General features: G+C 41.1%; 17 protein-coding genes and 1 pseudogene. 5 read left to right on the top strand and 13 right to left on the bottom strand.

The genetic code is table 11. The annotated features are described in order from the left end of the window. Positions 1-115 precede the first annotated feature (115 nt). Positions 116-2,065, bottom strand: coding sequence for a DNA mismatch repair endonuclease MutL (gene mutL / locus HT687_RS02910; protein ID WP_054388104.1), 1,950 nt, complete (start codon positions 2,063-2,065; stop codon positions 116-118). A gap of 205 nt (positions 2,066-2,270) precedes the next feature. Here mutL and HT687_RS02905 point away from each other — a divergent pair, with 205 nt between their 5' ends. The 4 genes from HT687_RS02905 to HT687_RS02890 all read left to right on the top strand — a co-directional run bounded on the left by HT687_RS02905 (position 2,271) and on the right by HT687_RS02890 (position 4,796). Next, a complete protein-coding gene (locus HT687_RS02905; protein WP_054388105.1) occupies positions 2,271-2,711 on the top strand; it encodes a LytTR family DNA-binding domain-containing protein in 441 nt (146 codons plus the stop codon). After that, positions 2,708-3,166: a DUF3021 domain-containing protein gene (locus HT687_RS02900; RefSeq protein WP_023935566.1), complete on the top strand. Its 459-nt coding sequence runs from the start codon at positions 2,708-2,710 to the stop codon at positions 3,164-3,166. The genes HT687_RS02905 and HT687_RS02900 overlap by 4 nt, the downstream gene beginning before the upstream one ends. A gap of 71 nt (positions 3,167-3,237) precedes the next feature. Further along, on the top strand, positions 3,238-3,429 hold the full coding sequence (locus tag HT687_RS02895) for a hypothetical protein (protein WP_023935564.1): 192 nt from the start codon (positions 3,238-3,240) through the stop codon (positions 3,427-3,429). Positions 3,430-3,533: 104 nt separating this feature from the next. After that, positions 3,534-4,796: an NRAMP family divalent metal transporter gene (locus HT687_RS02890; RefSeq protein WP_054388107.1), complete on the top strand. Its 1,263-nt coding sequence runs from the start codon at positions 3,534-3,536 to the stop codon at positions 4,794-4,796. 292 nt (positions 4,797-5,088) lie between these two features. Here HT687_RS02890 and nrdI read toward each other — a convergent pair whose 3' ends face one another. From nrdI to HT687_RS02865, 5 genes are all read right to left on the bottom strand, one after another. After that, complete coding sequence (nrdI, locus tag HT687_RS02885) at positions 5,089-5,559, bottom strand: class Ib ribonucleoside-diphosphate reductase assembly flavoprotein NrdI (RefSeq protein WP_023935560.1); 471 nt, start codon at positions 5,557-5,559, stop codon at positions 5,089-5,091. A gap of 77 nt (positions 5,560-5,636) precedes the next feature. Beyond that, positions 5,637-6,170: a hypothetical protein gene (locus tag HT687_RS02880; protein ID WP_054388109.1), complete on the bottom strand. Its 534-nt coding sequence runs from the start codon at positions 6,168-6,170 to the stop codon at positions 5,637-5,639. A 60-nt stretch (positions 6,171-6,230) separates the two neighbouring features. Further along, positions 6,231-7,517, bottom strand: coding sequence for a response regulator transcription factor (locus HT687_RS02875; protein ID WP_054388111.1), 1,287 nt, complete (start codon positions 7,515-7,517; stop codon positions 6,231-6,233). 11 nt (positions 7,518-7,528) lie between these two features. Then, a complete protein-coding gene (locus HT687_RS02870) occupies positions 7,529-9,199 on the bottom strand; it encodes a sensor histidine kinase (RefSeq protein ID WP_081005425.1) in 1,671 nt (556 codons plus the stop codon). After that, positions 9,177-9,791: a DUF624 domain-containing protein gene (locus tag HT687_RS02865; protein WP_023935553.1), complete on the bottom strand. Its 615-nt coding sequence runs from the start codon at positions 9,789-9,791 to the stop codon at positions 9,177-9,179. Before HT687_RS02865 ends, HT687_RS02870 begins: the two co-directional genes overlap by 23 nt. Positions 9,792-9,925: 134 nt before the next feature. Here HT687_RS02865 and HT687_RS02860 point away from each other — a divergent pair, with 134 nt between their 5' ends. Continuing rightward, positions 9,926-10,495: an MptD family putative ECF transporter S component gene (locus HT687_RS02860; protein ID WP_000415698.1), complete on the top strand. Its 570-nt coding sequence runs from the start codon at positions 9,926-9,928 to the stop codon at positions 10,493-10,495. A gap of 92 nt (positions 10,496-10,587) precedes the next feature. Here the strand turns inward: HT687_RS02860 and HT687_RS12165 are convergent, their stop codons facing one another. From HT687_RS12165 to HT687_RS02830, 7 genes and pseudogenes are all read right to left on the bottom strand, one after another. Then, a complete protein-coding gene (locus tag HT687_RS12165; RefSeq protein ID WP_257379697.1) occupies positions 10,588-10,713 on the bottom strand; it encodes a hypothetical protein in 126 nt (41 codons plus the stop codon). Then, positions 10,691-10,909: pseudogene (locus tag HT687_RS02855) on the bottom strand (hypothetical protein); the annotation flags it as partial. The pseudogene HT687_RS02855 and the gene HT687_RS12165, both read right to left, overlap by 23 nt. A 22-nt stretch (positions 10,910-10,931) precedes the next feature. Beyond that, positions 10,932-12,176: a hypothetical protein gene (locus HT687_RS02850; protein WP_054388112.1), complete on the bottom strand. Its 1,245-nt coding sequence runs from the start codon at positions 12,174-12,176 to the stop codon at positions 10,932-10,934. 185 nt (positions 12,177-12,361) lie between these two features. After that, positions 12,362-13,231 carry an Rgg/GadR/MutR family transcriptional regulator gene (locus tag HT687_RS02845; RefSeq protein ID WP_054388120.1) on the bottom strand — a complete coding sequence of 290 codons (870 nt, stop codon included), beginning with the start codon at positions 13,229-13,231 and terminating at the stop codon, positions 12,362-12,364. Positions 13,232-13,360: 129 nt separating this feature from the next. Further along, positions 13,361-14,053 carry a methionine ABC transporter permease gene (locus tag HT687_RS02840; RefSeq protein ID WP_000444647.1) on the bottom strand — a complete coding sequence of 231 codons (693 nt, stop codon included), beginning with the start codon at positions 14,051-14,053 and terminating at the stop codon, positions 13,361-13,363. A 1-nt stretch (position 14,054) separates the two neighbouring features. Further along, positions 14,055-15,116 (bottom strand): methionine ABC transporter ATP-binding protein, encoded by a 1,062-nt coding sequence (locus HT687_RS02835; RefSeq protein WP_172924076.1) that lies wholly within the window; start codon positions 15,114-15,116, stop codon positions 14,055-14,057. Next, a complete protein-coding gene (locus HT687_RS02830; protein WP_023935542.1) occupies positions 15,109-16,482 on the bottom strand; it encodes a M20/M25/M40 family metallo-hydrolase in 1,374 nt (457 codons plus the stop codon). The genes HT687_RS02835 and HT687_RS02830 overlap by 8 nt, the downstream gene beginning before the upstream one ends. Positions 16,483-16,555: the final 73 nt, after the last annotated feature.

Here is a 16,555-nt window from a genome sequence, read left to right as displayed (position 1 = left end):
AGGAAAAAATGAAGTAACTATTTCCATGATAAAACGCATAAAATCAAGGTTTTTGAACACCTGATTTTATGCGTTTTTCTGATTTTGAAAATTTTTCCCAGACTTTTTTATACTTTTAATATTTCCCCAACTCACGGAGACTGGTGTGATTTTCCTGAATACGTCGGAACATCTTTTCCATATCCGACTTGGTAAAATGCACCAAGACAGGACGTCCGTGAGGACAGTTATAGGGATTGTCACATTGAGAAAGCTGATAGAGGAGTTGTCTAGCTGAATGATCATCAATACGATGATTGGCCTTGATAGATCGCTTGCAAGACATCATGATAGCCAGCTCTGCTCGGTATTTCTTGATAGAAACTTCCTTGGTCAAAAGGAGCATGTCGCACATCTCATAGATGCCTGATTCAATCTCTTCTTCTGCCATCCAAATAGGATGTTCACGTAGAATAAATTGATTTTCTCCGTACTCTGCTAGAAAGACGCCCACTTCCTCTAAGAGAGGCATTCTTTCCTTGAGACGCAGGGCATCATCCGCAGGAAATTCAAAGATATAGGGCACTAGGAGTTGCTGCTGGCTCTGGTCAACATTGCCAATGCTTTCACGGTACTCCTCGTACTTGACCCGTTCCTGAGCAGCGTGCTGATCTATGATGTAAAGTCCATCTCGCCCTTGGGCAAAGAGATAAGTCCCGTGCATTTGTCCGAAAAACTCCAACTCTGGGAAGCTGGATGCTTCTTCTCGCTCCAGTTTGTCATAAGCCTTATCGATGCTAGCAAGATCTAACTCTGGATGGTCTAGCTGGTCGTAGTTAGCAGGTTTTCTCTCTGCAAAATGCAGTTTTGCTGGCTTGGTCAATCGGTCCAAGGTTTCCTTGGCAAACAGGGTCAAATCCTGCCCTTCATCAGTCAATTCTACCTGATAATCAGCCACCTCAGCTTGACTAGGTATTGTCGGCTCAGTTTTCTCATAGTAGAGCGTATTTTCTTTGAGTGGGAGAATAGTTTGCTCCACCTTCTCACGATTACGCACGGTCGATTTGGCAAGATTTTCCAAGGCATCTGGAATCAAGGTTTGTTCCTTGAGACTATTTGCAATAGCTTCTGAGACCAACGTCATCAGTTCTTTTTCCTTGGAAATCCGCACCTCTTGCTTGGTTGGATGCACATTGACATCCGCTAGATAAGGGTCGATATGGATGTGAATGACAGCCAGTGGAAAACGTCCAACCATAAGCTTGCTTCCGAAACCATCCAAAATAGCACGATTGAGCAGGAAGTTCTTGATATAACGACCATTGATGAAGAGGCTGATATAATTGCGGTTAGCCCGAGTCAACTCAGGCAAGGACACAAAACCTGAAATTTCGAAATCTAGGTCAGAGTTCTCAATTTCAATCATCTTCTTGGCACTGACCAAACCGTAAATCCCTGCGATTGCTTGGCGCAATTGACCAGTCCCTGCTGTCCGCGTCATTTCCTTGCCATCACTGATCAAACTAAAAGAAATCTCAGGATGGGCCAAACCCAGACGGTTGACAATATCAATGATATGAGACAGCTCCGCTTGCTGACTCTTCATATACTTGAGGCGGGCAGGCGTGTTGAAGAAGAGATCCTCTACACAAACCTTGGTTCCCACAGGACTAGTCGCTGGGATGACTTCCTCAACTTCACCCCCACGCGCGACTAACTTGGTTCCGTGACTTGCGCCCTCAACTGCTGTCAAAAGAGTTAAAACGCTGACGGATGCGATAGAAGGCAGAGCTTCACCACGAAAACCAAGCGTCCGAATCCGAAAAAGATCTGCTTGATTTTTTATCTTACTGGTCGCATGGCGACGCAGGGCTAATTCTACTTCATCGTGGGCAATTCCATGACCATTATCTGTGATTTGGATTTTCTTGAGACCAGCTTCCTCAATCTCAATGATAATCTGACTAGAGCCCGCGTCAATGGCATTTTCTACCAACTCTTTGACCACACTGGCAGGACGTTCAATGACCTCCCCAGCTGCAATCTGGTTTGCCAACACCTCTGGTAATTCAATAATATGAGACATCTTTCAGCCCCTTTCCGTATCTATTTTCCTAGAAATTGATAGTGCTATTATACCATATTTCAGAAAGGACAGAAAAGCAAGCGCCACATAGGAGCCAAATTCCTCCACATAGACAAAGGCCCTTGCCATAGGCTGTAAAATAGTGTTTAATAAAGGTGTACAAGAAGTGATCACAATTTTGTATAAAAAACAAGGAGAGAAATTTATGAAAGTAGAACTACAGATTAGTGAAACTTACGAAGAGGAAAAGCTGATTGTTCAAGCACCTCAGCCGACAGATAAAGTCCAGAAAGTCATCGATTTCGCAGAAAATCTGGACCAAAGAGAAAAAATCAAAGGGAAAATCGATGATCAGGTCTATCTAGTTGAGATTGGCAAGATTCAGCGCTTCTATATCGAGAATCGAAAGGTTCTAGCAGAAACCGCGAGTCAGACCTACACCATTGACTTACGACTCTATCAGGTCCTTGAAATTCTGCCAACCAATTTTATCCAAATTTCCCAATCAGAAATCATCAATATCGATTTCATCTCTCATCTCAAGCTCACCCCCAACGGCCTAGTAGAAATTTTCTTGAAAAACGAAAGCTTCACCTACTCTTCACGCCGTTATCTAAAAACCATCAAGGAGAAATTAGAACTATGAAAAAACAAATCTTTCACGACGCAGCCGCCGGTGTTCTTATCGGCCTCATCCTCTCTATCATCTTTTCACTCATTTATGCACCAAATACCTACGCACCGCTCAATCCCTACTCTCTCATCGGCCAAGTGATGACTCAACATCAGGTTCACGGTGCCCTGGTCTTGCTCTACTGTACTCTTATCTGGGCAGCCATCGGTATTCTCTTCAACTTTGGTAAACGATTATTCAGCCGTGACTGGAGCATGCTTCGTGCGACGCTTTCCCATTTCTTCCTCATGCTGGCTGGCTTTATCCCACTGGCAACTCTGGCAGGTTGGTTCCCTTTCCACTGGTTCTTCTATCTCCAGCTCATTATCGAGTTTGCGATTGTCTATCTCATCATCTGGGCTATTCTCTATAAAAGAGAGGCTAAAAAAGTGGATCACATCAATCAACTCTTGAAGCATAAAAAGTAAGAACCTCATAATAAGCAAAGCCGAGAAAGAAACTTCTCGGTTTTTCTTTATCCTGCTGCACCTTATACTCAATGAAAATCAAAGAGCAAACTAGGAAGCTAGCCGCAGGTTGCTCAAAACATTGTTTTGAGGTTGTGGATAGAACTGACGAAGTCAGTAACCATACCTACGGTAAGGCGACGCTGACGTGGTTTGAAGAGATTTTCGAAGAGTATTGCTATCATAGTAGTTATTTTCAGATCTTCTTTGTAAATTTTCTGTAATTTTCTATCTTTTTTCAAAATATTCTTGCATTTTCCCAAAGTTTTTTGTAGAATATAGATTACATATCCAGATTATTCTGAAAATTCAAAAAGGAGTATTTATCATGTCGCAAGCTATTTCCTTAAATCAATCAACCTGGACAAGTAAACTAAAAGCAATGGGACCTGGAATCCTAATGGCAACTGCCGCTGTTGGAGGTTCCCACATTGTATCTTCCACTCAAGCTGGCGGTTCTTACGGTTGGTCTCTACTTCTCTTGGTCATCTTAGCCAATGTCTTTAAATATCCATTTTTCCGTTTTGGTGCTGAATACACAGCTGATACTGGAAAGACTTTGGTTGAAGGTTATGCCGAAAAAGGAAAACTCTATCTCTGGATTTTCTTTATTCTCAATGTCTTTTCGGCTATGGTCAACACGGCTGGTGTTGCCATTCTGTGCTCAGCTATCATCGCCAGTGCCTTCCCAATGATTGGTCTTAGCATCACTCAGTGGTCCCTCATTCTCGTTGCCATCATTTGGGCTATGTTACTCTTTGGAGGCTACAAACTTTTAGACGGCATGGTCAAATGGATCATGTCAGCTTTGACCATTGCAACTGTTCTTGCAGTTATCATAGCAGCGGTCAAGCATCCAGAATACAGTTCTGATTTTGTCGAGAAGACACCTTGGCAAATGGCAGCTCTGCCCTTCATCGTCTCCCTCCTAGGATGGATGCCTGCTCCTATTGAAATTTCATCTATCAATTCACTTTGGTCAGCTGAAAAGAGAAAGACCGTCAACTTTAACAAAGAAGACGCTCTGTTTGACTTTAACACTGGTTATATTGGAACAGCTATCCTAGCCGTCTTCTTTGTGGCACTGGGAGCACTGATTCAGTATCCTACAGGGCAGGCGGTTGAAGCTGCTTCAGCCAAATACATCTCTCAATTCGTGGGCATGTATGCCTCTGTTCTTGGCGAATGGTCCCGTTACTTGATTACCTTTATTGCTTTCCTGTGTATCTTTGGAACAGTTATAACTGTTATCGATGGCTATTCTCGCGTTAATCAGGAATCTCTCCGACTGCTAATCAGTCAAAAAGAGGACAATCGTAAATCTTTGAACATCTGGATGACCATCACTGCTATCATCGGTATCGTCATTATCAAGTTCTTCGCTGGTCAGGTTTCAACCATGCTCCGCTTTGCCATGATTGGCTCTTTCCTGACAACACCTTTCTTTGCTCTTTTGAATTACGCCTTGGTAACGCGTGAAAACAAAAATCTTCCTTCTTGCCTCAAACACCTTGCCATTGCGGGATTGATTTTCCTCTTTGGCTTCGCCATCTTCTTTATCTACGCACTCGCAATCGGAAAAGCAGGGTAAGGGACAAGCGCGAGATGAAGATAAGGTTTCATTTCAAGAGAACATTCAGCAAATATTTCTATGATAAAAAGCATAAGAACAAGGTTTTGAAGACCTGAACTTATGCTTTTTTACGTTCTTAAAGACTGTTTATACTCAAAAAACAGTTGAACAACTTCAACCACCTCTTATAAGAACTTTATACTATTCGAGAATCTCTTCAAACCACGTCAGCTCTATCTGCAACCTCAAAGCTGTGCTTTGAGCAACCTGCGACTAGCTTCCTAGTTTGCTCTTTGATTTTCATTGAGTATTAATTCTCCTTTTCCAACTCATACAAATCTGCGATAATAGCTGCGACACGTTTGATATCTTCCAGCATGCCTCGCATTTCAAAGTCAGCCAATACAGGGAAGCCAAAGCGTTGACTGTATTGCTTGGCTGTTAGGCAGTATTGGTTATTAAAGTTACGATTTCCTGACCCAACCACACCAAAACACTTACTAGCATTGTTACCATAGGCAATAAAATCTCCCACCGGTGTCGTCAAAATCTCAACATCTCCGTTATCCACGCCATTCCCACCTTCGAGATAGGTCGGCAAAAAAGCGACATAGGGATGGTCCATTTCATAGAAATTTTTGCCTTCCTTGACCAAATCCTTGATATGAATCTTTTGAACCTCAATCCCTTTGTACTGGGACAAGAGATAGTCTTTCAAGCGCGTCACAAAACTTTCAGTGTTGCCACTCAAACTAATATAAACTAAAGAAATTGTCTTCATATGTACCTCCATGATTTTATTTTTAATCGAAAAAGAACTACCAAGATTGTAACTTGATAGCTCTTTTTTGTCAATACTTAAGCAAGATTTTCTGCTTCCTCTTCTTCTGCCAAGGCTTTCTGCTGACGCCATATCTTGTAGAAGACAAGGGCTAGGAAGAGAATATTGATGACGATAGAGAGAATGCTAACGGCTTGTGAAATAACACTGATCCCTAAACGCATGGTCTCATCGTGAACTAACTGCACAGCGTCCTGTAAACTAACATAGCCATAAATCGAACCAATAATGGCTAGCAAAACATAGCCGACATAAGTATAATTTGCATACTGCAAATTCTTACGAATAAGGAAGACAATCGCTACAACCACTAAAATAGCAGATAGCACAATCAAGGCCATATTAAAAATAGAATGAGTTGATTCTGCTACTCTATAGCTGTAATTGATGTTGTCTTCTAATTGCTGAGCACTGACCCCTGCAACTTGTTTCTGAGCGGCACGAAGGGCTTCTTTGCTAGGTAAGGGACTCAACATTCCAAACAGAGACATAGCTGAAATAAGGGCAGACAAGATTAGCAAGACCCATAGATAAATTGGTTTCTTTTTCATAATAGAACCTCCTGATAATATTATTCATATTATAGCACTTTTTGTAAAGGAATACAAATCTTACAGTATCGTTTCTACCTGTTTTCGGTAGGCTTTTGGCGATTTTCCGCACAATTTTCGGAAAACTTTATAGAAATATCCAAGGTTACTGTAACCAACAGCATAACAAATATCTTCGATACTATCACTGGTTGAAAGCAAGAGCTGCTGGGCAGCCTTAATGCGTTGTTTGTTTAGTAATTCTGCGAAGGTCGAATCGGTTTCTCGCTTAATCAACTGCCCTAGATAGACAGGATTGATAAAGAGGGCCTTACTGATATCCTTGAGGGAAAGCTCTTTTTGGTAATCACGACCAATGACTTCCAACACACTGACCACATTTTCATTCATACGGTATTGACCGAAAAAGCTGGTCAGAGTTTCCTTGATATAAGAAACCAATTCATCGAAGGATTGAATAGCATGAATCGTTTTGACAATGTCCGTCATATCATCAGCTTTGAGATGTTCAAACAAGTGAAAGACATCCATGACAAACTGGATAAAAAGCTGTTTGGTAATCGGAACACGGGGTGTATTTTCAAGAACCACCTTCTCCAAGAGGTTTAACTCTTCCACGATTTGATTGAGGTTCCCCTGAATGATAACCCTATAAATCGGTTCGTAATAGGCAAAGAGACTCTCAGACTGTTTTAAATTTACAGAACCGTAAAAGAGGGCTTTCTCAGCATTCAGCTTCCAGCGTTCAAAGTGTTCTTGATAGGGAGCTTCAAAGGGAGTAACGACTAAACCATCTAGGGGTTGATCAGAAATAAAAATCTGCCAGTCTTGACCCAAGACATAGTAGGGAATGGTGAAGGAACCTTGTTTTTCCTTGGATAGACCTATCCACCAATTCTCCTTATCCCCTAAATAACTAACAAATCCAGCCTCGTCTAATTCTTGACTAAGAGTCTGACTTTTCTTTCCTCTCTCGCCGAGCTGACCTGCAATCTTCTCCAGCAGATTTCCTAACTCTACCTTATCAACAGGCTTGACCAGATAGTCCACCACACTAAGATTCATAGCTCTTTTTACATAATCAAACTCCTGATAACCTGAGAGCAGGATATAGGCAGTATCTGGTAAGATTTCTTTCATCTCCCGAATCATATCAAGCCCTGTTTTGTCGGGCATATTGACATCTGAAATGATGACATCGACGGGATTGTTCTGAACATATTCTAGGGCTTCATCGGCATGACTGGCTGTTGCGACAACCTCCATATCCCACTTATCAAAGGGGATCAAACGTTTCAGACCTTCTGTCACCATGTACTCATCATCTACTAATAATACTTTATACATTTTCTCCCTTTCTACTCATCTTGAATTGTAATACGATACTGAACACCTGCTTGCTCTGCAGACTCTATAGTAATGGCATAGCGGTCTCCAAAATAGAGCACAAAACGCTCATGTACATTTGCAATCCCGATAGACTGCCTTTTCGCACTATAGCTGGCTTGATGTTCAAAATGTCTCTGATTTAATTTTTCTCGGATATTTGCCAGCTTTTCAGCCGACATTCCACGGCCATTATCGACCACTAAAATTTCCACAAAACCATCCTGTTTAAGCGCTTTGATGCTAATCACATTATCTGTCCGCCTGTGGTCAACACCATGCGCAAAATAATTTTCTACCAGCGGTTGCAAGGTAAACTTGGGAATCTTCATATTCTCTAACTCTGGATCTATCTTGAAACCATAGGCAATGGACTTGGGATAGCGAACCATGCAGAGATAGCTGTATTTACGGCAAAATTCTAATTCCTGTTTGAGAAGAGTTTCTCTTTCGTCAGAAATATTGTTCCGCAAGAGACTACTGAATTCATAAATGATATCTGCCAACTCATCTTGACTCTGCATAACTGCATACATGCGCAAGAACTCCAGCGTATTATACATAAAATGAGGATTGATTTGCGCCTGCAAGGCTCGCATATTGGCATCTTTTTGACTAAGTTCTAACTGGTAAATATCATGGATGTTCTTTTCCAATCGATCCAACATATCATTGGTCGTCTCCGCGATTAGGAGTAATTCCTGATCTTTTTCGGAAATGTCAATCCGACGCCCCTCTTCGCCTTGAGCAATGACTTGAATGGATTCCACTAAATCCACTACCTGCTTTTGGTAATTAGCAAAAGTCTGCCTCAAAGTCAGATAAAGAATGATAATAAAGAGAAGGCTCAAGCCCACAATCAAAGCAGAGCTAGTCACTGTTCCTTGTAAAACAAAGTTTTTGGGAACTGCCACCTGAACCTGATATCCATGAGAGGTTAAGCCAACTAGCCAATTTTCACTCTCCTTATCAACTGTTTCACCAATATGAAAAATCTCCGTATCAAAAGGTGAGGTCACTGTTACTGCCATCGGAGTATGACCTCTAGTATTATCAATGGCATGGTATAAAACAGCAGGATCCAAGGAGATGTAAATCACTCCTAAGTCTTGATCTGACACTGGATCTGACACCGGAATGGCAAAACTATTTCCTGCTGGTTTGAAATCCTCAGCCCTGATTTTTTCTCCACTACGTTTGTCTTTAGTAGAAACATAGACTTCCTTGTAATCTTGAAAAGCAATGGCCACTCCAGTTACAAAATCATTTCGAACATAGAGGTCATCAACATTTTCATGCAGAGAAACTGATACATAAGGCGAAGCTTTCCGCTCTAATTGCCAGTAAAAATAGTCTGGCATGCTAAGGCTAAAGTATTTATAGATTCCCTCAATACGAGCTTGATTTTCAACTAAAGCCTGAGCTATCTGGGTTGATTCTCTATGGTAATATTCAATTTCACTCACTGTTCTAGCAGTTACACGCTGGGCTACTCTCTGGGCTTCCTTTTCCCGTGAATCCCAGTCAGCGTAAGAGAGTAAGATTGCAAAACTCGCAATAATAATGATCATCACTGAACTGTAGGTTCGCAGAAGCGTATGTAGCCAAAACTGCTTCATCCTACTTTGTCGCCAATTTTTCATGGATACTTTCATAGACCGGTTCCAACATATCACTGATAAAGAAATGCCACATCCCAATTCCTACAAAGAAAAGCAGAGCAGGCATATAGTAACCAATTGCTACAAGTAGCACGGTCCCAAGGAGAACCTTGACCACAGCTGCTAGGCTCATAAAGATGCCAATCAAGGATAGTTTGAGGCTATTTCGATAGGACAAATCAAAATAAACTTGTAATTTCAAAGATACTGTATAAGCCAAAAAGATCAGGGCAACTACTAGAACATTTAAAAAGGTCGCAATCAAATGAACAATGGTCTGATGAGGCAATTGTACCAAGAGATACAGGCCATAAACCAAAACTAGATCCACTCCTAGAAAGCTATAGAAAATCAGGTTGCTTGAGACAAAATTTTGCTTATAAAGAGACCAGGCCTCCTTCAAACTGTATTCCCGAAAGCTATAACCATGTTCTGCATATAGGCTCATCAAGGTGGCACTAGCAGGCGCTAGACCAAGGATAATCCCTCCCACCAAGGTTAATAGCCAAAAGAAGGCTGTCGCAATCATCCCTAAAAAGAAACGATTAAAGACAAAGTCTAAAAATCTCCCCATGATATCCTCCTAAAAATAACTATGAAACTATTATATCATATTTCAAGCGTTTTCAAAAACTTCTAGTATCCATTTACAATCCCATCAAACCATGGTAAAATGAGAATTGTGAAAAAATGATCAGGAGACAATTCATGGAAAAATCTATCTTAACTACACTGCTTTTTGCAGTTCTTTACTTCCTCTGCATGGGGATTGGTGTTCTTTTGGGCAATCTCCTTGACCAAACTGGAAACATGTTTTATGCGCCTGCTTTTACTGCCCTTGTCGGCGGTAGCGTCTATATGATTCTAGTCGCAAAAGTTCCGCGCTTTGGAGCCGTTACCACTATCGGTCTTGTTATTGCTCTCTTTTTCTTGGGAACTAAACACGGTGCCGGTGCCTTCCTTCCTGGAATTATCTGTGGGCTGCTAGCAGATGGAGTAGCTAACCTCGGAAAATACAAGAACCAAACTAAGAATTTCCTTTCTTTCATACTCTTTGCCTTTAGCACAGCAGGACCAATCTTACTCATGTGGATTGCACCCCAAGCCTATATGGCAACCCTTCTAGCAAGAGGAAAATCGCAAGAATATATCGACCGTATCATGGTTGCGCCAAACCCTGGAACTGTCCTTCTATTTATCGCAAGTATTGTCATCGGAGCCCTAGTGGGTGCCTTGATTGGACAAGCCTTGAGTAAAAAATTTGCACAGAAAATCTGATTAGTTAAAAAGAGCCAGGCGGCTCTTTTTTATTTATGGCTCAAGACTTGGTCAAGAAGTCTCCCAAGAATTGATACTCTTCGAAAATCTCTTCAAACCACGTCAACGTCGCCTTGCCGTAGGTATATGTAACTGACTTCGTCAGTCTTATCTCCAACCTCAAAACAGTGTTTTGAGCAACCTGCGGCTAGTTTCCTACTTTGCTCTTTGATTTTCATTGAGTATGAATTTAAAGATAATCAAAATGATAATGATGGTTGCCAAGATAGTTTTATCGTGATTGTAGCGGTTAAATCCATAAGCGATGACTACGTTACCAATACCGCCAGCTCCAACCGCACCGGCCATAGCTGTTTCCCCAACAAGGGAAATCAAGGTCACAGTCGTCACACGGATCAAATCTGGAAGACCTTCTAGTAAGCCTGATTTGCCTAGGTTAAACTTTTTTACCTGAAAAACTTCTTTTTTCTAGTGGTAAAATCAACCCTATCACACTCACTACCAAAAATACCCACCAACAAAGCCTGATATCTTGCAAAGCTAAGAAGGAAAATACAGACATCCCCAAAGGTAATGTTAGGGAAACAATCATACTCAAGAGATTATTACTTCGAGCTAATACATCCGCGCTCAAATTAGACAATAACAGAGTATCTAATTTAGGCATTGATTTCGACATCAAATACATGACAAAGGTTAAGCAGGCAACACCTACTAGAGGAGAAAAATCTAAAATATTAGCAGTAGCAAGCAAGACAAACAGACTTGCATTGAGCGATAGCAAACTTGAAAACGACAATTTCCCAAAATAATCATTGGGGGTTAGGCTACCAAGAATAGCTCCTCCCAAGCTAACACATTCAATTAAAAATAGGGCTTGAGCATAGCTGAGATGATAGATAGTATGGTCTAATAAGTAAAAGTGATAAATACCTCCAACAGCTCCTCCCAAAGTATTCATTACCAAAATGACAAGGATCATTTTAAACAAAGATTTACTTTCTCTTTGCCTAAAGATATCATCCATGTCCGCATAGATTGCCTTAACTTGTTGAAGTAAACTAATCGACTCATTCTCTACCGTTACAGACAAATACGTCAATTCTCTTCTATTTTTGAACAAAATAAGAGAAGATAGTAAAAAGAAGCCAGCATTCACAATTGCAACAAAAGAAAAATTTTGATTGCTGGTTGTGAGTAACCACACTCCTAAGGCTTGACCTCCTAGATTTGATAAATAGGAGACAAACTGAGTAAAGGAATAAGCTTCATAGAGCTTATCTTCCGAAATATTATGCTGGATAATCGGCATACGAAGGCCTGCTGTATAATCTGATAAAATATCCGAACAGATATTAACCATACAGATAACAGCAAACGTTACGAAGTTCTGATCATGAATCACACTAGCAATCAAAAGAAATAGGAGACTTTGCACACAACCAACCCAGATAATTGTCCCTGCTTTATTCCGAGTATGATCCGCCTTAATCCCAACATAAAAAGTAAATAGGAAAGGTAAAATCGTAATCATATTCGCCATAAATACAGCTATATTTTTAAAGGGTAGACTCGCAGCATAAACGATAAATACCAGATTATAAATATAAGCTCCACTTGAGCTCAAAAACCTCGATAAGGTCAGTATTCTAAATAAATGATGTCTTAAGAATAGTTTCATAACAGGCCTTTCTCCATATTTCAAAGAGTATTCTATTGAAGCCAGTATAACAAAAAAAGCGGGACTCCCCACTTTTTTGTAATATATTTTTTCTGAAAATAGGAACTCTAGCTCCTAGATACTGCTATTTATCACTCCATCTACAAATCCATTTATTTTTCATCAGTCGATGTAACGAGAATATATTACAAATCTTTATTTGAAAGCTGATTTGCAAAATAGTTTTCATAGTATCTTGCACCATCTACATACTCTAAATCTTGTAAGATTGTAATGCCTCTCTGGATTTTCTCAAGACCCTTATTTTTTACATTAAAAATAGTATCATAATACCCTTTAGCAATCATATAAATGATTTTAAGATAAGCTTGAGATTCTGGCAATTCTCGTTTTTCAATCTGAAAGATAAAATAATCTGCTTTTAATTTATCCTTTTCCTCTATCGCTTTAAAGAGTCCATTAATTAAAATGGTGTCAATACCAACTTTGTTACTAGGTAAAGAGCCTAATAAATCCGTCTTTTGTAACATCTCCCTAGAATATTTAAAATAGAGGGGCAGAGGAAACAAAGTAGAAATCGTTGAAAATAGTTCCAATTCATAATTTCCCCAGATGTCAATAGTAAAAAAATAGTCATAGAGAAAAGTCAGTTCTTCATCCGTTGCCCTTATTTTTGAATCAAAAAACACAAGAAGGCTTTTGATACGAATCATTTGTAAAAGATAGCTTGTTTCACCACTTGACCTATACTTTTGAGTCATCTCTTCATACAAGGAATGGAGAGAATCAATCCCTTCTCTGTCATATAGATCCCAAAGATTTTCTTGAAAAGCCAGAACCTTTTTCTGAGAAAAACCACGTACCAAGTACATAAATTCATTCAAATCAGAGTGGATGTTATCTAAGGCAGTAATCAATTTCATAGATGATAGGTCTGCTTCTCCACGCTCAAATTTGCTCAACATGGAATAAGTAAACTCTCCTCCCGTCGCCTCCTGTAGAGATACATTCCGACTCTTTCTCAATTCTTTAAAAACTTCTCCCAGATTTTGCATATTGACTCCCCACAATTCTTAACTCTTTTACTCATAAAAGTAACGGTTGATAGCAACCAGTACAGAGAATTTTAAGTCTTGACTATAACGATAACTCCTATGAATGATGTACAGATTGCCTAATTCTCTTTATTTATGGCTCAATTTCTTAGTCAAGAAATCTCCCAAGAATTGGATTGCAAAGATAATCAAAATGATAATGATGGTTGCCAAGATAGTCACATCGTGATTGTAACGGTTAAATCCATAAGCGATGGCTACGTTACCAATACCGCCGGCTCCAACCGCACCAGCCATAGCTGTTTCCCCAACAAGAGAAATCAAGGTCACAGTTGTCACGCGGATCAAGTCTGGAAGACCTTCTGATAGGTAAACACCCACGATGTCCCAGAAAGTCGCTCCGCTAGCTTGAGCCGCCTCAATGACACCACCATCTAGCTCAGCCAAGACAACCTGCACTTGACGGGCAAAGAAGGCAAAGACTGCAAAAGATAGGGGTACGATAGCTGCATTTGGACCAATGCTTGTTCCTACGATTAGATGAGAGAAGGGTGACAAGACTGCCAAGAGAATGATAAATGGTACCGCACGGAAAATGGAAGTAATCTTATCTAAAATCCAGAAGACGACTTTATTCTCCAAGACACCACCTGGCGCTGTCAAGACGAGAAAGAGACCTGCCACTAGCCCCAAGAAGCCTCCGATAATGAAGGAAAGAACTGTCATATAAAGAGTTAAGTAGATAGCCGTTCCCCAGCCTGCCTGACCAGCCCAGCCCATCTTATAGACATTTGGTAAATAGGTTTGAATCAATGATTCCATCTTACTGTACTCCCTTCAATACTTTTAGTTGTACACCTGCTTGACGAATGGCTTCTTGGGCACCTGCCAAGGCTGCTTTTTCACCTGACAAGACCACCACCAATTCTCCAACAGGAGTACCATCGAGAATTTCGATATTCCCATAGAGAATATTAGCCATTACTTGGTAATGCTTGTACAATTCATTCAAAAGTGGCTCGTCTGTTGAAGCTCCAGCGTACTTGAGTTGCACCAAGAGACTGTTTTCAGACAAGTGTTCCACGATTTCTTGCTTCTCGATTTTGACCATGGCTTCGTCAATACCTGTAGCTGTTGAGATAAAGTCTTGAGTCAAAGGTTGTTTAGGGTCTGAGAAGATTTCAAGCACACTACCCTCTTCAATCAAATGCCCATCCTGCATAACCGCCACACGGTTGGCAATGTCTTTGACAATCTGCATTTCATGCGTAATCAAGACAACAGTCAAGCCTAATTTTTGGTTCAAATCTTGCAACAAGGCCAAAATCTGCTTGGTTGTCTTCGGATCAAGGGCAGAAGTTGACTCGTCTGAAATCAAGATTTTTGGATCATTTGCCAAGGCACGCGCAATAGCCACACGCTGTTTTTGCCCTCCAGATAGTTGTGAAGGGTAGTTTTCAGCACGGTCTGCCAAACCAACCAAGTCCAACAACTTAGCTACTTTAGCCTTCTTGTCTTCCTTGCTGAGTCCAGAGTGTTTAAGTGCAAAGGCTACATTCTCCTCTGCTGTCTTTTGGCTCATCAGGTTAAAGTGCTGGAAAATCATCCCGATATCCTGACGTTTACGACGCAACTGCTCGGCCGTCAAGGTGACCTTACCATCAAAAATCACATCGTCGTCAATGGTAATTTTCCCTGCAGATGGTTTTTGTAAGAGATTAATCACCCGTACAAGGGTTGATTTCCCTGCTCCAGAATATCCAACGATTCCGTAGATATCCCCTTCTTGGATGTGAATGGTCACATCCTTGACCGCTGTGATAGTTCTCCTCTTTTGGTGAAAAGTCACATCGATCTGATCTAACTTGATAATATCTCTACTCATAGCTTCTAATCAGCTCCTCTACTAATTCAATATGGGTGTAGTAATCGGCGATTCGCACGTTCTCATCTCCACCGTGGTCTCGGCTATTGGCATTTCCTAGACCGAAGGCCACCATTGGCACCTCTAGGGCATCAAAGACCGTATGCATAGGCCCTGTCCCTGCTGTCGTCGGCAAGACTGAAACGCCCTGTGGATAGAATTTCTTGGCCAACTCAATCACATTGAGAATGGCTGGTGCGCTCATATCGCTTCGATAGCTCATCTCTCCCAAGGTATAGTATAATTCTACCCTATCAAAGCCATTTTTGTCTAGCTGTTTCCGAATTTTTTCCAGAACATCATGCGGTTCTAAGCCCGGAACCAGACGAACCTCTAGCTTGGCACTGGCTTCTGCAGGCAAAATCGTTTTAACTCCTTGTCCTTGATAACCTGACTGAATCCCTTCGATATTAAGGGCTGGTTCAAAAAAGAAACGTTTTAGAAAGGCCATCCGCTCCTCCTGTAAGAGAGGCAACTCCAATCCATAAATCCGACTAACTTCCTCTGGGTTTCGTTGACCATAAGTTTCTAGCAAGGACATTTCTCGTTCATTTGGCTCTTGTACTTCTTCGTACAAACCTTCAACCAAGATACGGCCATCCGCAGCACGAAGAGACTGTAAGGCTTGGAGGAGATACCAAGGAGCTGATTCCACAACCCCACCATAACTAGAATGGATATCGACATCCGCACTTTTTACCTTGGCATCAAAGGTCACAATCCCCTTATTTCCACCAGAAATTTCCAGCTGTTCCAAGGCATTTTTGGTTCCTTGTTCCCAGACCAATAAATCCGCCCCACGGAGTTTATCCGCATGTTTTTCCAGATACTTATCTAGGTCTGTCGAGGCCGATTCCTCCGCTCCCTCCATGATAAAACTGATGTTGACAGGCAGGTCATCGTGGTGCTGCATGTATTTTCTCAAAGCACTCAAACGAGCTGTGATATGACCCTTGTCGTCATCAACTCCACGCCCATACATAAAGCCATTGCGGACCGAAAGCGTAAAGGGATCCTCTGTCCAGACCTGATCCCCGTCCGCTGGTACAGTGTCATAGTGGTTATAGAAAATCAGGGTCTTGGCATCTGGACGCGAACTCTTGAAATGCGCCATGACAAAAGGCGCCGTGTAAGTCTCATCAATCTCCACTTCAGCCCCCACACGCTTGAAAATCTCACCCAGATAGTTGGCAACTTCTTTGAGACCCACTTGCTGGGCAAAGACTGATTTCTTAGAAATCAAGGTACGCAAAACCTCAAAATAATGCTGGGCTACATGATCTTTTTCAAATTTTTCAATTTGTTCTTGTTCGCTAGGAAAAACCATATTCTCTCTACCTTTCTATGAACTACTCTTCCTGACAATTCATGCTCTATACAAAAGCAAGAGGTGGAATTCT

This window comes from Streptococcus sp. 1449 (assembly GCF_013276805.1).
GTDB lineage: Bacteria > Bacillota > Bacilli > Lactobacillales > Streptococcaceae > Streptococcus > Streptococcus pseudopneumoniae.
Note: the sequence above shows the minus strand (reverse complement) of the source record. Positions and strands in the feature narration are given on the sequence as shown.

What these genes read in the sequence shown, in the direction of transcription:
- HT687_RS02890 (WP_054388107.1), top strand. Translation starts at nt 3,534, where the DNA reads ATGTCGCAAGCTATTTCCTTAAATCAATCAACCTGGACAAGTAAACTA.
- HT687_RS02900 (WP_023935566.1), top strand. Translation starts at nt 2,708, where the DNA reads ATGAAAAAACAAATCTTTCACGACGCAGCCGCCGGTGTTCTTATCGGC.
- HT687_RS02845 (WP_054388120.1), bottom strand. Translation starts at nt 13,231, where the DNA reads ATGCAAAATCTGGGAGAAGTTTTTAAAGAATTGAGAAAGAGTCGGAAT.
- HT687_RS02905 (WP_054388105.1), top strand. Translation starts at nt 2,271, where the DNA reads ATGAAAGTAGAACTACAGATTAGTGAAACTTACGAAGAGGAAAAGCTG.
- mutL (WP_054388104.1), bottom strand. Translation starts at nt 2,065, where the DNA reads ATGTCTCATATTATTGAATTACCAGAGGTGTTGGCAAACCAGATTGCA.
- HT687_RS02830 (WP_023935542.1), bottom strand. Translation starts at nt 16,482, where the DNA reads ATGGTTTTTCCTAGCGAACAAGAACAAATTGAAAAATTTGAAAAAGAT.
- HT687_RS12165 (WP_257379697.1), bottom strand. Translation starts at nt 10,713, where the DNA reads ATGAAAATCAAAGAGCAAAGTAGGAAACTAGCCGCAGGTTGCTCAAAA.
- nrdI (WP_023935560.1), bottom strand. Translation starts at nt 5,559, where the DNA reads ATGAAGACAATTTCTTTAGTTTATATTAGTTTGAGTGGCAACACTGAA.
- HT687_RS02840 (WP_000444647.1), bottom strand. Translation starts at nt 14,053, where the DNA reads ATGGAATCATTGATTCAAACCTATTTACCAAATGTCTATAAGATGGGC.
- HT687_RS02860 (WP_000415698.1), top strand. Translation starts at nt 9,926, where the DNA reads ATGGAAAAATCTATCTTAACTACACTGCTTTTTGCAGTTCTTTACTTC.
- HT687_RS02870 (WP_081005425.1), bottom strand. Translation starts at nt 9,199, where the DNA reads ATGAAAAATTGGCGACAAAGTAGGATGAAGCAGTTTTGGCTACATACG.
- HT687_RS02895 (WP_023935564.1), top strand. Translation starts at nt 3,238, where the DNA reads ATGAAAATCAAAGAGCAAACTAGGAAGCTAGCCGCAGGTTGCTCAAAA.
- HT687_RS02875 (WP_054388111.1), bottom strand. Translation starts at nt 7,517, where the DNA reads ATGTATAAAGTATTATTAGTAGATGATGAGTACATGGTGACAGAAGGT.
- HT687_RS02880 (WP_054388109.1), bottom strand. Translation starts at nt 6,170, where the DNA reads ATGAAAAAGAAACCAATTTATCTATGGGTCTTGCTAATCTTGTCTGCC.
- HT687_RS02835 (WP_172924076.1), bottom strand. Translation starts at nt 15,116, where the DNA reads ATGAGTAGAGATATTATCAAGTTAGATCAGATCGATGTGACTTTTCAC.
- HT687_RS02865 (WP_023935553.1), bottom strand. Translation starts at nt 9,791, where the DNA reads ATGGGGAGATTTTTAGACTTTGTCTTTAATCGTTTCTTTTTAGGGATG.
- HT687_RS02850 (WP_054388112.1), bottom strand. Translation starts at nt 12,176, where the DNA reads ATGAAACTATTCTTAAGACATCATTTATTTAGAATACTGACCTTATCG.